Genomic DNA, 20,824 nt, shown 5'->3' with positions numbered 1-20,824 from the left:
AGGGATATCGTTTTTTCATAAAGACAACAGACGGACAGAATACACCTGTCCATCCACGTCTGCAGCCCGGCTGTCCCTCCCTTGGGACCCGTGGCTTTGCGTCACTGCCTTACGACAGTTTTGCCCCTTTATTTTTTTATAATACTTTATCATCAGTATCACTGGTATAAGAATACCTAATCTAACAATTTTAGTCAAGTATTTTTAAAGAAATCCCTTGACTTTTTTACAGATTTCATCCAACAGCAGTTCTCTGTTCCTTTCTGTGACTTCATAAACCTCCACATCCGGTCTCTCTGCAACTGCCTGCGTAAAAGCGCCTGTCTTTTTCTGCAGGACTCCCAGGACAAGACTCTGGGTATCCAGACAGGAAAACAATGCTTCCTGGAACCCAGGCGCCTCCGCCTCCGCTTTCCCCAGTTCATCTATCAGGGCTGTTTTCTCCGGCATGTCCTTCACCTTTCGCATCACCGCAGTGCCCAGTGTCTCAAAGGTTTCCGGGATGGCTGTCTTCATTCCCTTACCGGTTCGGATGAGAATTGGGCTGTCATTTTCATATTCCCCCATAGGCATAAGACTGTGCAGGTAAAATCCCTTCTGGACACCGCCGATTTCATAAGGCAGTGTTTGGTAGCCCACAGGCACAATTCCCAGCTTTTCCACTATGCGGTTCAAAAGTGTGCTCTTGCCGACTCCTTTTTCCCCTGTCAGGAAAATATGCTTTCTGTCCGTCCCGGCCGGATGGGCCGTGAGTTTTTTCTTATGGGCCAGCTTTTTCTCAGCCTTGTGACAGCCGCACTGACAAAAAGCTGCAGCCTTTTGGAACATGGGACGCTTTCTCAGTGGAAATCCTGCTTCCGGAAGTGTTTCCAGTAAATCTGCCAGCTCATGGATTTCCTCCACAGAGTGATAGACCCTGAGCCCGCCGTATGTCTTCGTTTCTCCTGCCAGCCTGCCTGCCACGGCAATCGTTTCCTCTGTCAGACGCTCCTGAACCTCCGCATCCTTGTGCGCGCAGATAATCCTGGGCACGCAGAGTTCATACTCGCCCTCCAGCAGTAGAAAATCCACAGGCAGTTTTTCATAGAAATCCCCGCTGCTGTCCGCCGGAAGGAGAATGTCCGTCTCCTTTTTCCCTTTCACGCAGACAAGGTCAGCGCCCGCCTCCCTGTGTCTCCATGTATTGCTGTCAGATGTGTCCAGGGAAAATTCGGGGCAGAACACACTTTTTACGGTTCCCACCCGGTACCCCCTCTTTTTCAGTTCTTTTATAAGTCCGGTGACGGTTGTGGTCTTACCGGATTTTCTCACACCAACAATTGTACAGATTTTCAACTGTCACCCTCCTCTTGCATTATTTCAATTATATGTTTACACCAGCGTCTTCGGTGCCTGTCTTTTGGGAGGATCAGACGGTACGCATCCCCATCCTCAGCCAAGTACACCTGCCCTGTAAGGATCTCCTCACCGGATACGGCAGCACCCCCGCCGTCCCGGCTTATGAATTCCACAAGCGTATCTGCAGATAAACTGCCCAGCACCTCTCTCACCGAAAAAGCCCGGTATGAATATTCCTCTCCATCTGCATTCTTCCCCTCCAGCCTCACAGGAAAAATGCCCTCAAACAATTCACTGTTTACTTTCATATCCGCTCACCCCAGATTGCAAGCATGTCCTCCATGGCATACAGACAGGAAGATCTCTCATGCCTATCTTCCGCGGCATACAGACAGGAAGATCCCTCATGCTTATCTTCCGCGGCATACAGACCGGAAGATCTCTCATGCTTATCTTCCGCGGCACACAGACAGGAAGATCTCTCATGCTTGTCTTCTTCGTCACTTGGGCAGACGGTCTCCCCGTGATTGCCTCCGTCCCGGGTCTCATGCATTCCATGGTCGCTGATCAGCAGGATCTCTCCGGAAAAAATCTTAGAAAGTTCCTCTATATATCTGTCCGCCTCTTGCAGTTTTTCCATACACGCAGAACTGTACGGGCCAAACCCATGGGCCGCGTCATCAATCTCATGGAAATGGGCAAAAATAAACTCTTTTCCATCTTTGGCTGCTCTGCATGCAGCCTGGTAAATCCAATGATCGCATCCTTTTCCTTTTGCTGCCGCATGAAGTCTTGGCGGCAGTTCTGTCTTTAAAATTCTGGTATCTCCCTCCAAAAAGGCAGTATCCTCCCTGCTCCTATTTGCAAACAAAGTGGGAACCCGCAGTTCCCTGTCTTTTCTGGAATATACGCCGTGCACAACAGGCAGCTCCCCTGTTATCATGGTTGCCATGGCAGGATTTGTCACCGGCGGCTCCACGGTCCTCACCGGGATCACGGAAAAGCTGCGGCTCATAAAGGGCACACTGCCTTTGTCCGCTGCACTTTTATACATCCGGTACCCCACTCCGTCCAGATAACATACCAGTACCTTTCCATGGCTCAACTTTTCCCTGACAAAAGGGGCAAATTCCTGAAGTCTTCTGCCATAGCAAAAACAGAGCTGTTCATATTCTTCGGGTGTGTTCACATTGGCAATGACTGCCTCTCCAAATCCCAATTCTTCCAGATCCACATACCGGGTGTTCACCCGCTGGAACAAAAGTCCGGGCTTGTGTTCCCGGTCTCTGCGCATTTTTTCCACTGTGGGAAGAATCCGCTTTGCGTACACACTGCACAGAGGCTGAGGTCTTCCTTCTTTTCTGAGCACCAGGCAGTCTTCCTCACCGGTAAGACGTGACACCAGCGCCTGAAGAAATTCCGGGCTTATCATGGGCATATCAGTGGCGAGCATCACAGCATACGGTGCATCCATCTGCTTTAATATCTGGTAGATCCCCTCTAAGGGACCGTATCCCCTCTCCTCATCCTCCACAACCGTGCAGGATAAATCCTGATATTTACTCCTATCATCCACCGAAACATAGATTTCTGGGAAATCCCGGCAGGCCTCTATAAGAGTGTGCAGAAATGTGTTCCCATTCCATGTAAGGGACGCCTTATTTCTTCCCATTCTGCTGCTCTTTCCTCCAACCAGAATCCCCGCTGCTGTCTTTATCATACACCTAAACCTCGTTCATATCCTAAGCTGACACCAAAACTGTTGCTGCAATGGCCCTTTCCACACCTCTAGTTCTCTCCCAGATACAGCGCATCAATGGTTGTCCCCGGCAAAAGCACGCCGGAACCTTTTGGGATCATACCGATCAGATTGCAGCCGCCCCATGGACTGACCATACCGTTTGCCTGATTCTTCCTGGTGTTTAAACATACCCTGCCCTGATCAAATTCCAGAATACCCGGGATGATCCTTCCCCCGGGACTCTTCTTCGGAAATCCATCCGGAAGACATACGGGAATGCAGGGCACTTTATATTCCTTTTTGCCGCACATTTTGCGGAATGCGGGAAGCCCCAGCAAAAACAGCGCGGCCGCCGCTGCGGAAGGGTTGCCGGAAAGCCCTAAAAGTAGTTTTCCATCCTTCACGGATGCTAAAGTTGCCATTCCCGGTTTCATCTTCACCTGCCAGAAAAGCACCTCTGCGTCGATTCCCTCCATGGAGGCAAGGGCCAGATCATAGTCTCCCACAGATGCACCTCCGGTTGTGATAACACAGTCCGCATCCTGAAGACATGTTGTCAGTGCATCCTCGATCGCTGCCTGGTCATCCCTGACAATTCCGTAAATATCCGCTGTAATTCCCCACTGCCGCAGGAATCCCTGCAGCATATAGGCACTGCTGTTTCTTATTTTACCAGGTTTCAGCTCCTCCGATACCTGCAGAAGCTCGTCCCCGGTACTGATGATCTTGACTGTGGGTTTTTTGAAGACTTCCACCTCTCCATACCCAAGACCTGCAAGAAGCCCCACGGATGCCGGGCTTAAATACTCGCCTTCCTCCATGACGATCTCGCCTTTTTTTACATCTTCCCCTGCTTTTACGATGTTGCTCCCCGAAGCAATGGGGGAAAAGAAACACACTTCCTTTTCAGTAAAGGAAGTGTCTTCATATTTTTCCACAGCATCGGCTCCCTGAGGGATAGGTGCTCCGGTCAGTATTTTTACTGCCTCCATAGGCCCTATCACTTTTTCGGGGGCATGCCCCGCCGGTACCTCCTCGATAATTCTCAGAGTCACCGGCGTGTCATGTCCTGCACCTGCAACATCCGCAGAGCGGATGGCATAGCCGTCATAGGGAGAGCGGTCAAAGGGAGGGATATTTTCTTTTGCCCGTACCCGGCAGGCCAAAATCCTGCCGTATGCCTCATTGACTGCCACCTTTTCCCGTCCCATCCTCTCTGTATGAGAGAGGAGCAGGTCTATGCCTTCCTGCAATTCTATTCTCTTTGGATAGTTCTGTGCCATATCTGTTGTCTCCGTTCAGTCTGCAACGATCCCGTCAGCCGGACCGTCACTTATGCCTTCTCAATTTTGATCGCGCATACCTTATATTCCGGTATTCTCGCATATTTGTCCAGTGCCGCATTCGTCAGCCAGTTTGCATTTCCATCCGGGAAGTGGAACGGCATCCAGGACTCGCCCTGGGAAACCTTGCGTCCGACTCTCGCAGTGGATTCGATCTGACCACGCCTGGAAGATACTTTTACCTTGTCACCATTTTTGATCCCCAGTGCATCCGCATCTTTGTAGTTCATCTCAATATAAGAAGTGCCCTGGATCTCCATCAGGCCCGGTGTTCTTCCGGTCATGGCTCTTGTGGTATAGTGATACAGCATACGGCCTGTCATCATGATGATGGGATATTCCTCATCCGGAAGCTCTGCAGACGGAACATACTCTGCAGGATAGAACATGGCAAGTCCTCTTGAGAATTTGCCCACATGCAGGATCGGGGTTCCGGGATGGTCCTTTGTCGGACACGGCCACTGCAGGCTCTCACCTGCATCCAGCCTTGCATGACTGATTCCGCCGTAGCTTGGAGTCACGGATGCAATCTCATCCATGATCTCAGCGGAGGTCATATGCGGCTGTGCATAACCCATGCGGTTCATCAGGTCAATGATAATGTCTGTATCCAGTCTCATTTCGCCGTCCAGCTTCACTGCCGGGCGTACTCTCTGCACACGGCGCTCTGTATTGGTAAAGGTACCCTCTTTCTCCGCATAGCTGACACCGGGAAGGATAACATCCGCATACTGCGCGGTCTCTGTCATGAACAGCTCCTGGATCACAAAGAAATCGAGGTTTTCCAGGGCTTTGATAATGTGGTGGGTATCCGGGTCTGTGACAATGGGATCTTCCCCGTAAATGTACAGGCCTTTCACCTTTCCTTCAATAGCAGCCGGGAATACTTCTGTAGAGTGAAGACCATTGTTTGGATTCAGCTTCACACCCCATGCCTTCTCGAATTTCTCCCGTACTTCCGGATTTTCCACTTTCTGATATCCCGGATAATCTTTCGGACCTGCTCCCATGTCGCAGGCTCCCTGTACATTGTTCTGTCCGCGGATCGGGTTGACACCGCATCCCTCACGTCCAAGCTTGCCTACCAGCAGAGCCATGTTGGACATGGACATAACGCCCTCCGTACCGGTGGAATGCTCCGTAACACCCAGACAGTAGATGATGGGAGCTTTGTCCGCTTTCGCGTACATGATGGCAGCTCTTCTCAGATCTTCAGGGTCTATGTGGCAGATTTCCCCAACTCTTTCCGGGGTATAATCTTTTACAATCTCTTTGATCTTCTCATAGCCTTCTGTTCTCTCTTCGATGAACTTCATATCCTGAAGGCCTTCCTCGATGATCACATGCATAATGCCGTTGGCAAATGCAACATTGGTGCCAGGTCTTAATTTCAGATGGATGTCTGCTTTCTTGGACAGGTCAATGTCACGTGGGTCAACCACGATCAATTTGCAGCCCCTCTGCACAGCCTGACGGATCTGCATACCGATAACCGGATGTGCTTCCTCCGGGTTGGAGCCTACCATCATGATCAGGTCCGGTTTCTGGGTGATATCCGCAACCGGGTTAGTCATAGCGCCTGAACCCAGCGTCATAGCAAGGCCCGCCACAGACGCGGAATGGCATACACGTGCACAGTTATCTGTGTTGTTGGTTCCAAAGCAGGTTCTCACCATCTTCTGGACCATGTAGATATCCTCGTTTGGTGAACGGGAACATGCAAAACCTGCCAGGGATTCTGAGCCATACTGTTTCTTGATCTCCATGAATTTGGAAGCCACCAGATCCAGTGCCTCGTCCCAGCTTGCCCGCTCAAATTCTCCGGTCTCTTTGTTCTTGATGAGCGGGTATTTCACTCGGTCAGCAGAATGTACAAAGTCAAAGGAACCGCTGCGTCCTTTTACGCAGAGCAGATTTTTATTGGACGGTCCGTTGGCCGGTTCCACGTCCACTACCTTGTTGTCTTTTACCACCAGATAGAACTGGCATCCGGTACCGCAGTGCGGGCAGGTGGTAAGGACCTTCTTGTCAATCTGCCACGGACGGAAGGATTTTCTTCTCTTGGAGGAAAGTGCTCCGGTAGGACATGCCTCCACACAGTTTCCGCAGGACTCGCAGGTACTTTTTCTGATCGGCACACCGAACGGTGTTCCCACTGAGGACTCAAATCCTCTCTCCATGGTGTCAATGGCTCCGCGTCCTACCACTTTATTACAGGTATTCACACATCTGTGGCAAAGGATACACAGGTTGGGATCATAAGTAAAGAACGGGTTGGAATCATCCACCGGGAACTCTGTCATCTCTCCCGCAAAGGTGGTTTTCTCTACGCCGTATTCCACACAGTAATCCTGCAGCTTACATCTGCCGTTCTGGGCACAGGAGAAGCAGTCTGTCTTGTGATTGGACAAAAGCAGGTTCAGAATCGTCCTTCTGGACTCCACCACTTTCTCGCTCATGGTCTCGATCACATCGCCCTCGCTTACATGGCAGGAACATGCGGTATCCATTTTCTTTCTTCCCCTGTTCTCGATCTCCACCATACACATACGGCAGGAACCGTCAGGAAGCAGGTCTTTGATATAACATAATGTAGGGATTTTCACACCGGCTTTCTCTGCAGCCTGTAAGATGGTAGTCCCCTTCTCGACTTCTACAGGAATTCCGTCTATCGTAACATGAATCATTCTCTCTCCTCCTATCTTACCTCAATTGCATCGAAACTGCAGTTCTCTATACATGCTCCGCATTTGATACATTTTGCGGTATCGATGGTATGCGGCTCTTTCTTCTCGCCGGTGATGGCGCCAACCGGGCAATTTCTTGCACACTTGGTACATCCCTTACATTTTTCCGGATCAATATAGTAGTTCCGAAGCGCTGTACAGGTATGGGAAGCACATTTCTTATCCACAATATGCTCCATATATTCGTCGCGGAACATACGGATGGTACTCAGTACAGGAAGGGGTGCACTCTTGCCAAGACCGCACAGAGACAAGTCTTTTACACTCTTTGCAATCTCTTCCAGCTTGTCAAGGTCTTCCGGCTCGCCTTTTCCTGCTACGATCTTTTCAAGGATCTCCAGCATTCTCTTGGTACCGATACGGCAGGGAACACATTTTCCACAGGATTCTCTCTGGGTAAAGCTCATGAAAAATCTTGCCACTTCCACCATACAGGTGTCCGTGTTCATAACAACAAGTCCGCCGGAACCCACAATAGCGCCGAATTTCTTAACAGAGTCAAAATCAAGAGGCTCATCCAAATGCTGTGTGGTCAGACATCCGCCGGACGGTCCGCCGATCTGCACTGCTTTGAATTCAGAACCTTCCTGAAGGCCGCCGCCGATCTCATAAATGATCTCCCGCAGGGTGGTTCCCATGGGAACTTCGATCAGGCCGGTATTCTCAATGGAACCCGTCAGGGAGAAGGTCTTGGTTCCCGGGCTTCCCTCTGTTCCGATCGTACGGAACCACTCATGTCCCTTTAAGATGATCTTAGGAACATTAGCATAGGTCTCCACATTGTTCAGGACCGTTGGTTTTGCCCACAGACCATGATCAACCGTTCTTGGCGGTTTGGTACGCGGGAATCCTCTGTTGCCTTCTATGGAAGCAGTCAGAGCCGAACCTTCGCCGCAGACAAAGGCACCGGCGCCCCGGTTGATATGCATATGGAAGGCAAAATCTGTTCCCAGAATGTTCTCTCCCAGAAGATTTCTCTCCTCCATCACTGCAATGGCGTGTTTCAGTCTTGCCACAGAGTTGGGGTACTCGGCACGCACATAGATATATCCCTCAGCGGAACCTACTGCGTATCCGGCGATCATCATACCTTCGATAAGCTTGAAAGGATCCCCTTCCATAACGGAACCGTCCATGAATGCTCCCGGGTCACCCTCGTCACCGTTGCAGACCACATAGCGCTCTTTTTCTTCCTGCGCAGCAACCTGTTTCCATTTCCTTCCGGTGGGGAATCCGCCGCCGCCTCTTCCGCGCAGGCCGGACTGGTCCACTTCCTCCACAACATCCTCAGGTTTCATATCAAACAGCACTTTTTCCAGGGCTTTAAATCCGCCCGCTGCTATATATTCATCAATGGATTCTGCGTCAAATCTGCCGCAGTTTTCCAGCACGATACGTGTCTGTTTTGCAATGAAAGGGATCTCATCAGGCTGTACATAGGTCTTTTCCTCTTTCTTGTAGAGAAGTCTGTCCACAAGACCGTCACCCATAACGGTATGGTCAAATATTTCCTGGCAGTCATCCGGCTGAACCTTTATGTACTGCACCACTTTGTCGCCCTTCTGGATACGCACCAGGGGACCGAATTCACAGAATCCCTGGCATCCTGTTCTCTTGACGCCCACATGCTCTTTTTCATCATGGGGTGCAAATTCAATGGTGACATTGGGGGTATTCCCAACAATCTCCATCATCTTTTGATAGATTTTCTCGGAACCCGTAGCAATACATCCTGTACCGGAACAGACAAGGATCCTGCATCCATAAGACTGCAGCTCCTGCTCTGCCGCTTCCCTGCACTTGTCAAGTTCTGCTTTGTTTGAAATCATCATGCGCCTTCACCTCTCAATTCCTGCACTAACGCAACTACTTTTTCCGGTGACATCTTGGGATGCACTTCCTCATTGACCATGAGAGTGGGAGCCAGCCCGCATGCACCCAGACAGGATACTGTTTCCACCGTAAAGATCATATCATCGGTGGTATGTTTCTTTTTGCTCAGTCCCAGCTCTTTGTAGAGCGCTTCCAGGATCGGCATAGATTTTCTCACATGGCACGCCGTTCCATCGCAGACTTTAATGACATATTTTCCCTTTGGCTCAAAAGAGAAATTCTCATAAAAAGTTGCAACGCTGTAAGCTTTTGCCTCTGTCACCCCGATCTGCTGTGCAGTGTAAGTGAGCAGTTCCCCCGGCAGATAGCGGTATTCACCCTGAATGTCCTGCATGATCGGAATCAGGGATGACGGTTTCTTTCCGTACCGCCCAATGATCTCATCTGCCTTTTCGTAGTAAGATTGGTCTAACATATATTACCCTCCTATATATAATATATTACCTCTGGCACCCTGGAAGATGGACCCGCACATTTTTGTTCAAATGCTGAATGTCCGTAACAGTTCAGACAGGTCTGCGCATATACTGCGCTGACCGTATGAAAAAGTAGTACCAGCAGGCATCCAGCCCATCGCGAAGCGATTTTTAATGGCTGGATGTGTAACGGTCCAGCTTGTCTGAACGGTTACGAATGTCCGCCTTCCAAAGTGCCAAATGACTACCGAATATTGCGGCCCGGTCCCATCCTTTCAAGGAACGGAGCCATTACCAAATCTTCATCTTCACATGTCTGCCTGCCTTCTCCAGACAATCCTTCAGGTGATAGGTCAGCCGCAGCTTTTCTCCTGCGTCTATGTGAAGTTCCGTGTTTGCCGGATTTCTGGCGTTCCCGAAAAAGATACGGATGTCTGTGGAATTCTCAAAAAGCTCCTCCAGAAGCCTTGCGGCTGCATCCTTTTTCCTGCCGAAACCAAGCACGGCCAGCCCGTCTTTTAAATAACGGTTGGCATATATATTCAAACGCCGGATGGTCAGAAGTCCCTCTGTCACCAGATCCACACCTTTTAGGGCGGACATGGCCGGAATATCATCGCATCTGGTGTCTTCAAGCGCTGTTAAACTCTCACCCAGATAATCTGCCACAAACGCCGCTGTGGTCCCTCCGCACACAATATGCTTTCCGGGTGATCCAAAAAACAATCTCAAAAAAGCTTCGTCTTTTTCCATCTGACTGGGCGGTCCTATCATCAGATTGGTAACTGCCCGCTCACATAATTTAATCACCAGAACTGTGATATCATCATCTGTCTCATCTAAATTCAGGTCAACACAGGCGCTGGCGATATGGGCTGCCAGCTCTTGGGCTGACATATCTTTTTTATATTTTTGTTCACAAAAACGGACTACGTCATCCCGCCCCCACCCTCCGTCTGTTGTCTTTCCCATTCCGGCATTGGTGACGCCGTCTGACATGAGGATGAGCACATCGTCTTTTTCCAGGGTAAACTCTGCCTCCCGGATTTCTTTTTCCCCGATATTATGCGCGGTCTCCGGATATGCCGCGGACTTTCCATCTCTTAAAAGAATGAGACCCGGGTTGTCATACTGGGCCAGATATGCCTGTCTGCCGCTGATCTTCAGGGCGGTAAAGGTAGAGTACGCCATATTCCGCACATGACACACGGGAAGCGTTTTGGCAATAGCCTCCACGGCATCGTCAAGAGGCAGTTTCTTGATCATCATAGTACAGAGCATTTTGGCTGTGAGCGTTGCCAGAATATTGGCTTTCACCCCGCTGCCCAGGCCGTCTGAGAGGACCAGTACCGTGTCTGAGCCTTTTTCCTCTGTAATATAATAATCTCCGCAGAGGGATTCTTTCTTTTTGTTCAGGCTGACATGTCCAAAATCCGCAAAGAGGTTGTCAAAGTGTATCTTCATAACCACTCCTCCGGATCATCTGTTTTGGGCTTCTCCTGCTCTGTGAGGATCGTCTCCTTTAACTTCTCCACAGCCACCTTGGTGCCGGCTGCGGTCTCCCCTAAAAGCTCTGCGATCTGATGGACGATACGGAGCTGTTCGTCTGCCAGTTTATCTGCCATCTGAGCAGCCATAATCCTGGTGCGGCGCACCTCCTGCTGCTGTGCCACTTCTTTTGTGACATTTTTCATAATGCAGATGATCAGTCCGTTACTCTTATCATACGTGAGGACACGTTCCAGATAGACCTTGTATTCCTCCACAAAAATCTTATCCTGGGTAAAACCCTTTCCGAATGCCAGCATATTTACAAACGCATAGTCATCCATAAGCTTGGACACCGGCTGCCCTATAATGGCCTTTTTTCTTCTGATATCAAATAGATCCATGGCCGCCTTGTTAAGCTGCACCACTTCCAGATCCGTATTGACCGTCACCAGCATTCCCGGCATGGAGTTGATGATCTTGTTGGCATAGCTTGCCTCCCGCTCCCTCATATAAGGAATGCACATGGAGATTTCCGCTTTGTTCTGGAAAATAGCAATGGCTTTTTCCCTGCAGGTGTTGTATCCGCAGGCTCCGCAGTTTAATTCCTTTTGGTGGGTGGCCTTTCCCATCTTTTTCAGGATTTCCTGAAGTTCTTCCTCTGTGGGATTGGGATGCGTGACCTCTTTTTCAATAAACTCCCTCTCCAGGTTCAGATCCATGGGAAGATTAAAATCAGCCTCATCCTCCGGCCGGAAAGGGTCTTTCATGGAAGCAGCCATCACATCTATGGAGCTTTTCATTCTGCGTCTCTTATCTTTCTGAAAGGAAGGGCCTCCGATGCAGCCGCCCTCACAGATATTAAGCTCCAGGAAGCATTTATGTATCTTTCCCTCCTGCAGTTCGTCCAGAACCTGCATACAGTTTTCCACACCATCTATACTTAAATAGGTGTAATCTTCATTTTTTCTGATAATCCTCGTAATACCACCGCTCATGGCGCGCATCCTGGAAAGCTTTGGACTGGGTTCCTCCTGCTTATGCTCCACCCGGATGCCGCTTTCCTCCATCCAGGAGTCCAGCTCTTCAAAGGATATAACATAGGCAGAATAATTGTTCTTTTCAGAAATTTCCGCAACCGGAGAGATACAGGGGCTTATGTATACAGGAATACAATCCCTGTTCTTCTCTTTCAGATACTTTGCATGCGTCTGCATAGGGGACAATACCGGAAGCAGATATTTGGCAAGCTTGGGATATTTACTCCGCACCAGACGCACCACCGCGGGACATACAGAAGTGATCATCACATCCATTTGACCCTCCTGGAGGATCCGTTCGTATTCCCTTCTCACCAGATATGTACCTTCCGCAGCTTCTCTGGCATCCGCAAATCCCAGTTTCAGAAATGCTTCCTGAAGTGCCGGAAAACTGCCTGGTCCGAATTTCGCCACATAGGCGGGATTCACACTTGCTACAAGCGGATACCCTTCCCCGATCATCCGCTTCAGGCTGGGTACATCATTTTTCTCCGCCTTTGCATGCTGGGGACAGATGATGGTACACCTTTCACAGAGAATACAGTCATCCTGCATGATCTGTGCCTGATGATCCTTGATCCTGATGGCCTTCACCGGACAATGGCGTACACACTTATAACAATTTTTACAGTCTACCGGTTTAAATTTAAGAATCCACATAATTTCCTTTTCCGTCCGCACAGTATGATGCAGATTGTTAATATTGCTTAGAATTATCTATTTCATTATACATGAATCATTGGATTTATACAATATTCATTCCTCAATTTTTCTTTTTATTTGTAATTTTCCCACAATAAATGACACCTCGTCATGCATACTGTATCTTTGTAACTGCTCTGACTCTACATATTATACACGGAAAAACGCCCCTTCTGCCGCAGCTTTATGCTCCGCAAAAGGGACGTTATCCTTATCAGAAGATCATTTTTAAGACCTCCATGATACCTGTAAGGCCCAGGCTGTATAGGAGAATTGACCCGGGCTTACCCAGAATGATAATGGCTGTAAATTTCTTTAACGTCATCCTGGTCAGTCCTGCAATATAACACAACAGGTCGTCAGGGGCCACGGGAAGGAAGATCGCCACCGCAAACGCCTTGTCAAACCCATTCCCCTTGCTCAGCCATCCAATGTATTTATCATAATTCTTCTCACCGATCATATTCCGTACGAAAGGTCTGCCGTACTGTCTGGAGAGCAGGAAAGCCAATACAGAGCCAATGCTGATGCCAATGTAATTATATACAAATCCCCACACAGGGCCAAATATCAGCACCCCGCCAAGACATCCTATGGCGCCCGGCAGGATGGGGATCACTACCTGGACGATCTGGATCAGAACAAACAGGACCGGAGCCCACATACCACAGTCATGAAGAAAAAGTTCCAGGGCATCTTTTGATACAAAGATCCTGTTCTGCACCCCATAGAAAATGAAAAATCCCATTCCGATCAGTCCCGCGACGGTACAGAGGTTCATGAGAACTGCTGTTCTTTTTGTCTCCACACTTTTCCTCCTCTCTGCCGCACAGGGACCGGACGCTTTACCTCCGCCGCTGTTTTTTCATAATATTCCTTCCACATCTGCCCAACATGCTCCCTGCTGTAGCATTCATGTCCCGCAAAGGAGGCATGGGCACTTCTCTGATAAAAATCCGGCTCCTCCCTGAGCTGTTTTAACGTGCTCACAAAAGCTTCCATATTGTCTCCTCTGAGTGCGTAATCAAACAGTATCGGATCATAGATTGGAAGGTTCCGCACCAGGACCGGGATTGCACAATTCATGGATTCCAGTATGGTCATGGGGAAGAGTTCCTCGTAGGACGGCAGGAACATCACATCTGCCATATTGTAGATTTCGTTCATTTTCTCCCTGTCCACAATCCCCAAAAAACGCACATTCGGCGGAAGATGTTTCATCATTTTCCTGATTTCCTCATACCCATCGGAAATCCGGCCAAAGGAAAATCCGCCTGCCCAGACAAACATGCAGTCCGGCATTTTTTCAGCTGCCTCCACAAAGTCAACCACACCTTTCCGCTTTTGGAGCTGTCCCACACACAACACGGTAAACGCATCTTTGCTGATACGGTATTCCCTGCGTATACGTGCTCTCTCCTCACGGGGAAGGGGATAAAAATCCTCCTCTGACACCACATTGGGAATATACGTCACCCGCTCTTTCGGTATTCCGTAATGCGCCAGACGCTCAATAAAATAGGGATTGACCGTCACCAGCTTATCCATTCTTTTGTAGAAGGAAAGCATATAGCGGTAGAAGATCTTTTTCATAAATTGGGGCAGATGGATGCTGTTCTCCACGGTCTCAGGAAGAAAATGTACATAACCCACCGTTTTTCCCTGCCGTTTCCTGCGCCCTATGCCCAGATAAAATTCCGGGTTGATAGAATGATAATGTGTGATCTCACAGGACTCCTTTGCGTTGTGCAGCACTTCAAACTTTCCTTTTAAAACCTGTGCCGCCAGCGCCACCTGCTCATCATGGGCGGAAAGGACACCCTGCCCTTTTACCATATCTGCTTTTGACATCATATTTATTTTCATCATATCAGGAAACCCTCCTCATCATACGTTTCATCATTGCCCGTCCCCAGGCAGCATGTTCCGTGTCTCTTTGAAATACGGGAATCTGCTCTTTTTCCTCGCAGGCAGCCCTGTAAGCACGTTCTACCATGGTACAGAAGTTCCAGGTTGAAAATTCTTCCGCCATCTCTTTTGCCATTTTTGCCATCTCCTGTCTTCTCTCTTCATTTTCCAGAAGATATAAAAGATGCATACGGAAATACTCATACGTCTCATACTGGAAGCCATTGCAGCCGTCCGCTATGACTCCGTCCAGACATTCGTCTTTTCTGCACAGTGCAGGGACACCGCTTGCAAGAGCCTCAATATAAGTAATCCCCTGTGTCTCACTTTTGGAGGCACATACAAAGATGTCTCCCAACTGATAGTAAGCCCACACTTCCTTAGGGGCAACCATCCCGGTAAAGCAGACATTCTCTTCTATGCCCAACTGCTTTGACTGATATTCCAGATTCTCTCTGTCAGGCCCGTCCCCTGCGATCAGAAGTGTAAGGTTTTCTCTGCCTTCCGCTAATAGTCTTGCAAAGTATTCCAGGATTTCCTCCAGATTTTTCTCTTTTGCCAGCCTTCCCACACTGACAAGGACCTTGTTCTGTTTCGGAATACCCAAAGCCTCTTTTCTTGCATCCTTTTCCCCGCGGCTCAGTGTCCCACTGAATTTTCTTAAGTCTATGCCGCTTGGGATCACATCAATGGCCGGCTTTACCTGATAAGTGGAAAGGATATCCTTCACTTTCCCGGTTGGAGCGATCACACGGTCCGTCCGGTTCAGAATGGTTCTGGAAAATTCAGCTACCGCCTTTTTGCCTGCCTTCCGGCCTGCTGTATATCTGCCCAGAACACCCGGAAGATAATGCATGTAGTCCGCATAAATGGTGTGGTAGGTGTGAAGGAGCGGGCATCCGCATCTTCTGCTGATCTTGGAGGCATACTGGAATGTCATAAATTCACACTGGGAATGAACCACATCCGGCTCCCAATCGATCAGCTCACTGATATAAGGATTGCTGTACGGAAGAACCGCTCTGGCATTGGGATATATGCTTCCCAGATCCATAGATTTCACATAATATACTTCATTATCTCTATAAGAAGCTCCGGTCTCGGAGAGTGTCAGAACCCTCACCTCGTGTCCGCGCTCTTCTAATTCTCTCTTCAGATTGAGAACAGAGGTGACTACTCCGTTGACAATAGGTTTGTACCAGTCTGTTGTAATCAATATCTTCATCAAAAGTCCCCCTTTGTTTTCTCCTTGTCTTAGGTTATATTCATCTTAAACGGAAGACTTAAAGAAATGGTCGGCGGATTTTTAAAAATTTTCTAAAGAAAGTCAGAAGAATTCACTGTGTTTCAGTAAAAGACATCAGTCCAAGGGGGTATGTCTGATGAAGAAGCAGCCCAAATGTAAGGTAGAACGCTCAAAGAACAGCAACGGCTCCTGGCAGCAGCCAGAAGCCGTTAACATCATAGCATCTGACTTTGCGGTCGGATACTATTTTCATTTCCGATTTTAATAACTATACAAAAAAACCCGCTAAACAGCGGGTTTCAAATCAGGTATGGAGCATACGGGATTCGAACCCGTGACCTCCACAATGCCATTGTGGCGCGCTCCCAGCTGCGCTAATGCCCCTTAAGATTTACAACGATGTTATTATAGCATATAGTTATCAAAAATGGAAGTATAAAAATAAAATTTTCCCAAGGGAACGCTGCGCCATGCACAAGCCTCCAAAATCAGGCTGCGCCGAAATGCAGTGTTCTCTCAAAAGCAGCATCTATAAATATGAAACATATCTTGCCAAATTACCTGATTCAGTTATATGATAGGTAGGAAATATCACATAAAGGAGACACAATATGCCCAAAAAATCATTCCGCCCATCCCGCTGGCAGCTTCTGCCCCCTGTTTTTTCGGGATCCACACTGAAGATTATTGCCATAGTCACCATGCTGATCGACCATATCGGTGCCGTCATCCTGGAAAAAGGATACATGCAGGCCTATCAGATGAATCTGCCCCAGGCCCTTTCCTATGAAAATACACTTCTTATATGGAAAATTGACTGGGCACTCAGAAAAACAGGCCGCATTGCTTTTCCCATATTCTGTTTTCTGCTTGTCGAAGGGTTTATCCACACCTCTGACAGAAAAAAATACGCACTGCGGCTTGCCCTGTTTGCCCTTCTCTCGGAGATCCCTTTCGATCTATGCTTTAACGGCAGCGTCCTGGAGTTTTCTTATCAAAATGTAATGATCACCCTGCTGATCGGATTTCTTACACTCATGGCTATGGATGAAGCCCGCAAAAGAATGCCTGCACTGGCACTTGTGGCTGCCGGGGCCGGTCTTCTTCTGGGATATCTTTTAAAGACAGATTACAGTTATAAAGGCGTCATTCTCATTATCATACTGTATCTGTTCCAGAGCTATCCCCTGGAAAGGACCATTGCCGGCTGCCTCTCTCTGCTGTGGGAAGCACCCGCCTGCCTGGCTTTTATCCCTATCAACATGTATAACGGACAGAGGGGCCGGAAGATCAAATACTTTTTCTACCTCTTTTACCCGGTACATTTGATGCTGCTCTTCCTCATACGCTATGCCCTTTTGAAATACTGATCTCTTTCTCTCTTTGCAACCCTGCAAGAAAGAATACCGAAATGGGGAAACGAATCTAACAAGCTTAAATAACATAAAGAAAAAGGACGGCCTCCCCACATCCGTCCTAAGGATTGGAGTACATATGACAGGAAAAACACATCTATCTGTAGGTACTGCGGCTGCCATCTGCGTAACGCAGCCGCAAACCTTAAGCAGTTTATTATTATGTCTGGGTACAGCCGCCATCGGCTCAGTCATCAGCGATATTGACGTAACAACCTCGGATTCCAGAGAACAGCTAAACAAAATCTCCATACTCACCTTATTGGTCATCGCCGCTCTGCTCTTTGCCGAGTGGAAATGGAATGTGGGAATCCGATACCGTTTTCAAAAAGAGAGCAGCATATACAGACTCGCCGTAAGTTTTCTGCTGTTCCTTGGTGTGTGCACCTTTGGAAAGAACCGGCCGCACAGGTCCTTCATGCATTCCCTGCCCGCACTGGTGATCCTGAGCGGTATTGTGTATGGAATTTTCCCGGACCTTACCCCTTATTTTTTTGTAGCCATGCTCTCTCACATGCTGATCGATATGCTCAACTACAAAAATGTGCGTATTTTATACCCACTTAAATTCGGCATCAGCCTGGACCTGTGCCATGCTAACGGACCGGTAAGCAAAGCTTTGTTCTATGCAGGTCTGGCAGTCCTCTCTGCTATGCTTTTGTTTCTTTTATACCGGATCTATTTTATCTGACCGCATGAGAGCCCCCATGCAAGCCTAAAGGCAGGCAAAGACAGAGAACTCCTCTCCAAACTCCACACCGTTTAAGAAAAGGAGCGTGGTCCTAAAAGGCCACGCTCCATTATGAAAATCCGGCAGACCGGATCGGTCATTGTCCTATTCTTCTATCTTCTCCACCACTTCGTTCTTATTCTTGTAGATACTATTCGCCGGAACCATTCCGCGCACTGAGGACAGAGGATAAATGTTGCTGTGGCTTCCGATCACAGTTCCCGGATTCAGTACAGAACCGCATCCCACTTCCACTTCATCCCCCAGCATGGCGCCGAATTTTTTCAGCCCTGTCTCAATCTTTTCTGATGCACCTTTTACAACCACCAGTTTTTTATCGGACTTTACATTGGAGGTGATGGAGCCTGCCCCCATGTGTGACTTAAATCCCAGAACAGAATCCCCCACGTAATTGTAGTGGGGAACCTGTACTTTGTTGAACAGGATCACATTTTTAAGCTCTGTGGAATTCCCCACAACAGCCCCTTCCCCAACCAGCGCATTTCCGCGGATAAATGCGCAGTGGCGTACTTCCGCGTCTTTCCCGATGATCGCAGGACCATTGATGAATGCCGTGGGAGCAACCTTTGCGGACTTGGCGATCCACACATTCTCCCCTCTTTTCTCATACTCTTCCTCACTGAGCGTGCTGCCCAGTTTTACGATAAATTCACTGATGAAGGGAAGCACTTCCCAGGGATAGGTCTTGCTTTCCAGAAGTTCTTTTGCCATTGTCTGGTTTAGATCACTGTATAATTCACTGATTTTTAACTGTTCCATTCTCTTTACCTCTTTCCGCCGGATTTTCCGGCTTTTTTGTAATATACGGCCGCCGCGTCAAAAAATTGCTTCAGCGCCAGTTGATTTCTCAGTCCCAGCACGCCCTGGGTTCTGCTTCTGACAAAATTCTCCAGCTTTTCCATGTATTCGTCCGGGGTGATCTCCCCCTCAGCCACATAAGTAAGTCCCTTCTCCCAGCTTGCCGTAAGCTCCGGGTTCAGCAGGGAACGGATGGAGGCGTTGACCACATCAAAGATCATCTCTCCCAGCAAAGTGGGGGTGATGACCTGTGTCTTCTTATTCAGGGCCAGATATTTGATGGTCATAAGCTTTTTCAAAATTTCCGCCCTGGTGGCACTGGTGCCGATTCCGCTGCCCTTTATCTGTGCTCTCAGCTCCTCGTCCTCAATGAGCTGCCCGGCATTTTCCATAGCCAGGATCATGGAACCTGAGGTGTAACGTTTCGGCGGGGATGTCTCGCCCTCTTTTATCTGAAAATCCGTGATATCCAGCTCACTGCCCTTTTTGATGGTCTGCAGTATTTCCAAGAAGCTGGTATCCTCTGTCTGCTCCCCTTCCTCCTGGGCGCTCTCCTCCTTCTTTTTGGCAAAGGAGTTCTGCACCACCTTCAGGTATCCCTCTGAGACCAGTATCTTAAAAGAGGAAAACAGTCTTTCCTTTTGAATCACCGACACAATACTCACCTTCTGGTAAACAGCAGGAGGGTAAAAAATACTTAGAAACCTGCGCACCACAGTCTCATAAACCTTCGCCGCAGAGGGATGAAGGCTGCCCAAAGCACCCATTCCCTGTCCTGTGGGGATAATGGCATAGTGGTCTGTGATCTGCTTGTCATTGACATACCTTGTCTTCGCCAGATTCTTATAACTGCCCTCTGCCAGGATCTCCTCCGCAAACGGCTTTCCGTGCACATACCCGCGCAGACCGCCGATGTTTTTCTGTATCTCTTTTGCTACCGCGGTGGAGAGCACGCGGGCATCTGTTCTGGGGTAAGTGACCAGTTTTTTCTCATACAGCTCCTGGACTATTTTCAAAGTCTCATCCGGGCTGATCTTAAATAAGCGGGAGCATTCATTCTGAAGCTCTGCCAGGTTAAAGAGGAGCGGCGGATTTTTATTTTCCTTTTTCTTCTCGATCTTCTCCACCACAGCCTTAAAAGGAGGATCAGCCGACAAAATGGCCTTCAATTCCTCCGCATGTTTCCGCTCTTTGAATCCATTCTCCTTATAGAGATAAGGCGACCCGAAATACCGGCTGCCCTCCACGGCCCGCCACTCCCCGTCAAAGGGGTGTCCGCCCGCCGAAAAACTGCCCAGCACACGGTAAAAGGGTGTTTTTACAAATTCACGGATCTCCCGTTCCCGGCGCACCACCATGCCCATAACACAGGTCATGACACGGCCCACAGATATGGCCTGGTATTTGCTGCCCAGGTAATTAGATATGGCATTGCCATATTTTAAAGAGAGAAGCCTGGAGAAATTAATGCCCATCAGATAATCTTCCTTGGCCCGCAGATAAGCGGAGGCAGATAAATTATCATAGGCACTTAGATCCTTTGCCTCCCGGATTCCCCTGAGTATCTCTTCTTCTGTCTGGGAGTCGATCCACACCCTCTTCTGATCCTTGTCTTTTACATCTGCCATCATGGCAACCAGGCGGTAGATGTACTCTCCCTCCCGCCCGGAGTCGGTACAGACATATATGGTGGAAACGTCATCCCGGTTAAGAAGTCCGCTCACGATCTGAAACTGTTTGGATACGGACGGTATGACTTCGTATTTAAATTCTTCAGGCAGAAAAGGCAGGGTCTCCAGACTCCACTTTTTATATTTCATGTCATATTTTTCCGGATAGCTCATGGTGACCAGATGACCTACACACCAGGTGACAATGGTGTTCTCTGACTCCAGATACCCGTCATGACGGGAGGTCTGGACTTTGAGAGCCCTGGCAAATTCCTGTGCCACACTGGGCTTTTCTGCGATAAATAAAGATTTATTCATAAAAGCTCCT

16 protein-coding genes, 1 tRNA gene and 1 riboswitch are annotated in these 20,824 nt (G+C 48.7%); of the genes, 2 read left to right on the top strand and 15 right to left on the bottom strand.

Annotation, left to right across the window (positions count from 1 at the left end):
• Positions 1–57 precede the first annotated feature (57 nt).
• Positions 58–135: riboswitch (cyclic di-GMP riboswitch) on the bottom strand.
• Positions 136–204: 69 nt separating this feature from the next.
• From mobB to CI595_RS07005, 13 genes are all read right to left on the bottom strand, one after another.
• On the bottom strand, positions 205–1,335 hold the full coding sequence (mobB, locus tag CI595_RS07065) for a molybdopterin-guanine dinucleotide biosynthesis protein B (protein ID WP_095172586.1): 1,131 nt from the start codon (positions 1,333–1,335) through the stop codon (positions 205–207).
• Positions 1,332–1,646 carry a hypothetical protein gene (locus tag CI595_RS07060; RefSeq protein WP_095172585.1) on the bottom strand — a complete coding sequence of 105 codons (315 nt, stop codon included), beginning with the start codon at positions 1,644–1,646 and terminating at the stop codon, positions 1,332–1,334. The genes mobB and CI595_RS07060 overlap by 4 nt, the downstream gene beginning before the upstream one ends.
• Positions 1,643–3,058: an NTP transferase domain-containing protein gene (locus tag CI595_RS07055; protein ID WP_095172584.1), complete on the bottom strand. Its 1,416-nt coding sequence runs from the start codon at positions 3,056–3,058 to the stop codon at positions 1,643–1,645. Before CI595_RS07055 ends, CI595_RS07060 begins: the two co-directional genes overlap by 4 nt.
• Positions 3,059–3,126: 68 nt before the next feature.
• Entirely contained in the window at positions 3,127–4,362 is a 1,236-nt protein-coding gene (locus tag CI595_RS07050) for a molybdopterin molybdotransferase MoeA (RefSeq protein WP_095172583.1), read from the bottom strand.
• 50 nt (positions 4,363–4,412) lie between these two features.
• On the bottom strand, positions 4,413–7,109 hold the full coding sequence (gene fdhF, locus CI595_RS07045; protein ID WP_095172582.1) for a formate dehydrogenase subunit alpha: 2,697 nt from the start codon (positions 7,107–7,109) through the stop codon (positions 4,413–4,415).
• Between the two features lie 11 nt (positions 7,110–7,120).
• Entirely contained in the window at positions 7,121–9,001 is a 1,881-nt protein-coding gene (locus tag CI595_RS07040) for an NADH-ubiquinone oxidoreductase-F iron-sulfur binding region domain-containing protein (RefSeq protein ID WP_095172581.1), read from the bottom strand.
• Positions 8,998–9,477 carry a complex I 24 kDa subunit family protein gene (locus CI595_RS07035; RefSeq protein ID WP_033143449.1) on the bottom strand — a complete coding sequence of 160 codons (480 nt, stop codon included), beginning with the start codon at positions 9,475–9,477 and terminating at the stop codon, positions 8,998–9,000. The genes CI595_RS07040 and CI595_RS07035 overlap by 4 nt, the downstream gene beginning before the upstream one ends.
• 292 nt (positions 9,478–9,769) lie before the next feature.
• On the bottom strand, positions 9,770–10,942 hold the full coding sequence (locus CI595_RS07030; RefSeq protein ID WP_095172580.1) for a PP2C family protein-serine/threonine phosphatase: 1,173 nt from the start codon (positions 10,940–10,942) through the stop codon (positions 9,770–9,772).
• A complete protein-coding gene (locus CI595_RS07025; protein WP_095172579.1) occupies positions 10,939–12,666 on the bottom strand; it encodes a [Fe-Fe] hydrogenase large subunit C-terminal domain-containing protein in 1,728 nt (575 codons plus the stop codon). The genes CI595_RS07030 and CI595_RS07025 overlap by 4 nt, the downstream gene beginning before the upstream one ends.
• A 256-nt stretch (positions 12,667–12,922) precedes the next feature.
• Positions 12,923–13,516: a TVP38/TMEM64 family protein gene (locus CI595_RS07020; protein WP_095172578.1), complete on the bottom strand. Its 594-nt coding sequence runs from the start codon at positions 13,514–13,516 to the stop codon at positions 12,923–12,925.
• Positions 13,486–14,577, bottom strand: a complete 1,092-nt coding sequence (locus CI595_RS07015) for a glycosyltransferase family 4 protein (RefSeq protein WP_095172577.1) — start codon at positions 14,575–14,577, stop codon at positions 13,486–13,488. The genes CI595_RS07020 and CI595_RS07015 overlap by 31 nt, the downstream gene beginning before the upstream one ends.
• Position 14,578: 1 nt before the next feature.
• On the bottom strand, positions 14,579–15,841 hold the full coding sequence (locus CI595_RS07010; RefSeq protein ID WP_095172576.1) for a glycosyltransferase family 4 protein: 1,263 nt from the start codon (positions 15,839–15,841) through the stop codon (positions 14,579–14,581).
• 332 nt (positions 15,842–16,173) lie between these two features.
• Positions 16,174–16,246: transfer RNA gene (locus tag CI595_RS07005), tRNA-Ala, on the bottom strand.
• Positions 16,247–16,473: 227 nt separating this feature from the next.
• Between CI595_RS07005 and CI595_RS07000 the strand changes: the two genes are divergently transcribed.
• Positions 16,474–17,232, top strand: coding sequence for a TraX family protein (locus tag CI595_RS07000; RefSeq protein ID WP_095172575.1), 759 nt, complete (start codon positions 16,474–16,476; stop codon positions 17,230–17,232).
• A gap of 124 nt (positions 17,233–17,356) precedes the next feature.
• Positions 17,357–17,968, top strand: coding sequence for a metal-dependent hydrolase (locus tag CI595_RS06995; protein WP_095172574.1), 612 nt, complete (start codon positions 17,357–17,359; stop codon positions 17,966–17,968).
• A gap of 144 nt (positions 17,969–18,112) precedes the next feature.
• Here the strand turns inward: CI595_RS06995 and CI595_RS06990 are convergent, their stop codons facing one another.
• On the bottom strand, positions 18,113–18,787 hold the full coding sequence (locus CI595_RS06990) for an acyltransferase (RefSeq protein WP_095172573.1): 675 nt from the start codon (positions 18,785–18,787) through the stop codon (positions 18,113–18,115).
• Positions 18,788–18,792: 5 nt separating this feature from the next.
• Positions 18,793–20,814, bottom strand: a complete 2,022-nt coding sequence (locus tag CI595_RS06985; RefSeq protein WP_095172572.1) for a DNA topoisomerase — start codon at positions 20,812–20,814, stop codon at positions 18,793–18,795.
• Positions 20,815–20,824 lie beyond the last annotated feature (10 nt).

The organism is Blautia hominis, assembly GCA_002270465.1.
In the GTDB taxonomy this organism is placed as follows: domain Bacteria; phylum Bacillota; class Clostridia; order Lachnospirales; family Lachnospiraceae; genus Blautia; species Blautia hominis.
Note: the sequence above shows the minus strand (reverse complement) of the source record. Positions and strands in the feature narration are given on the sequence as shown.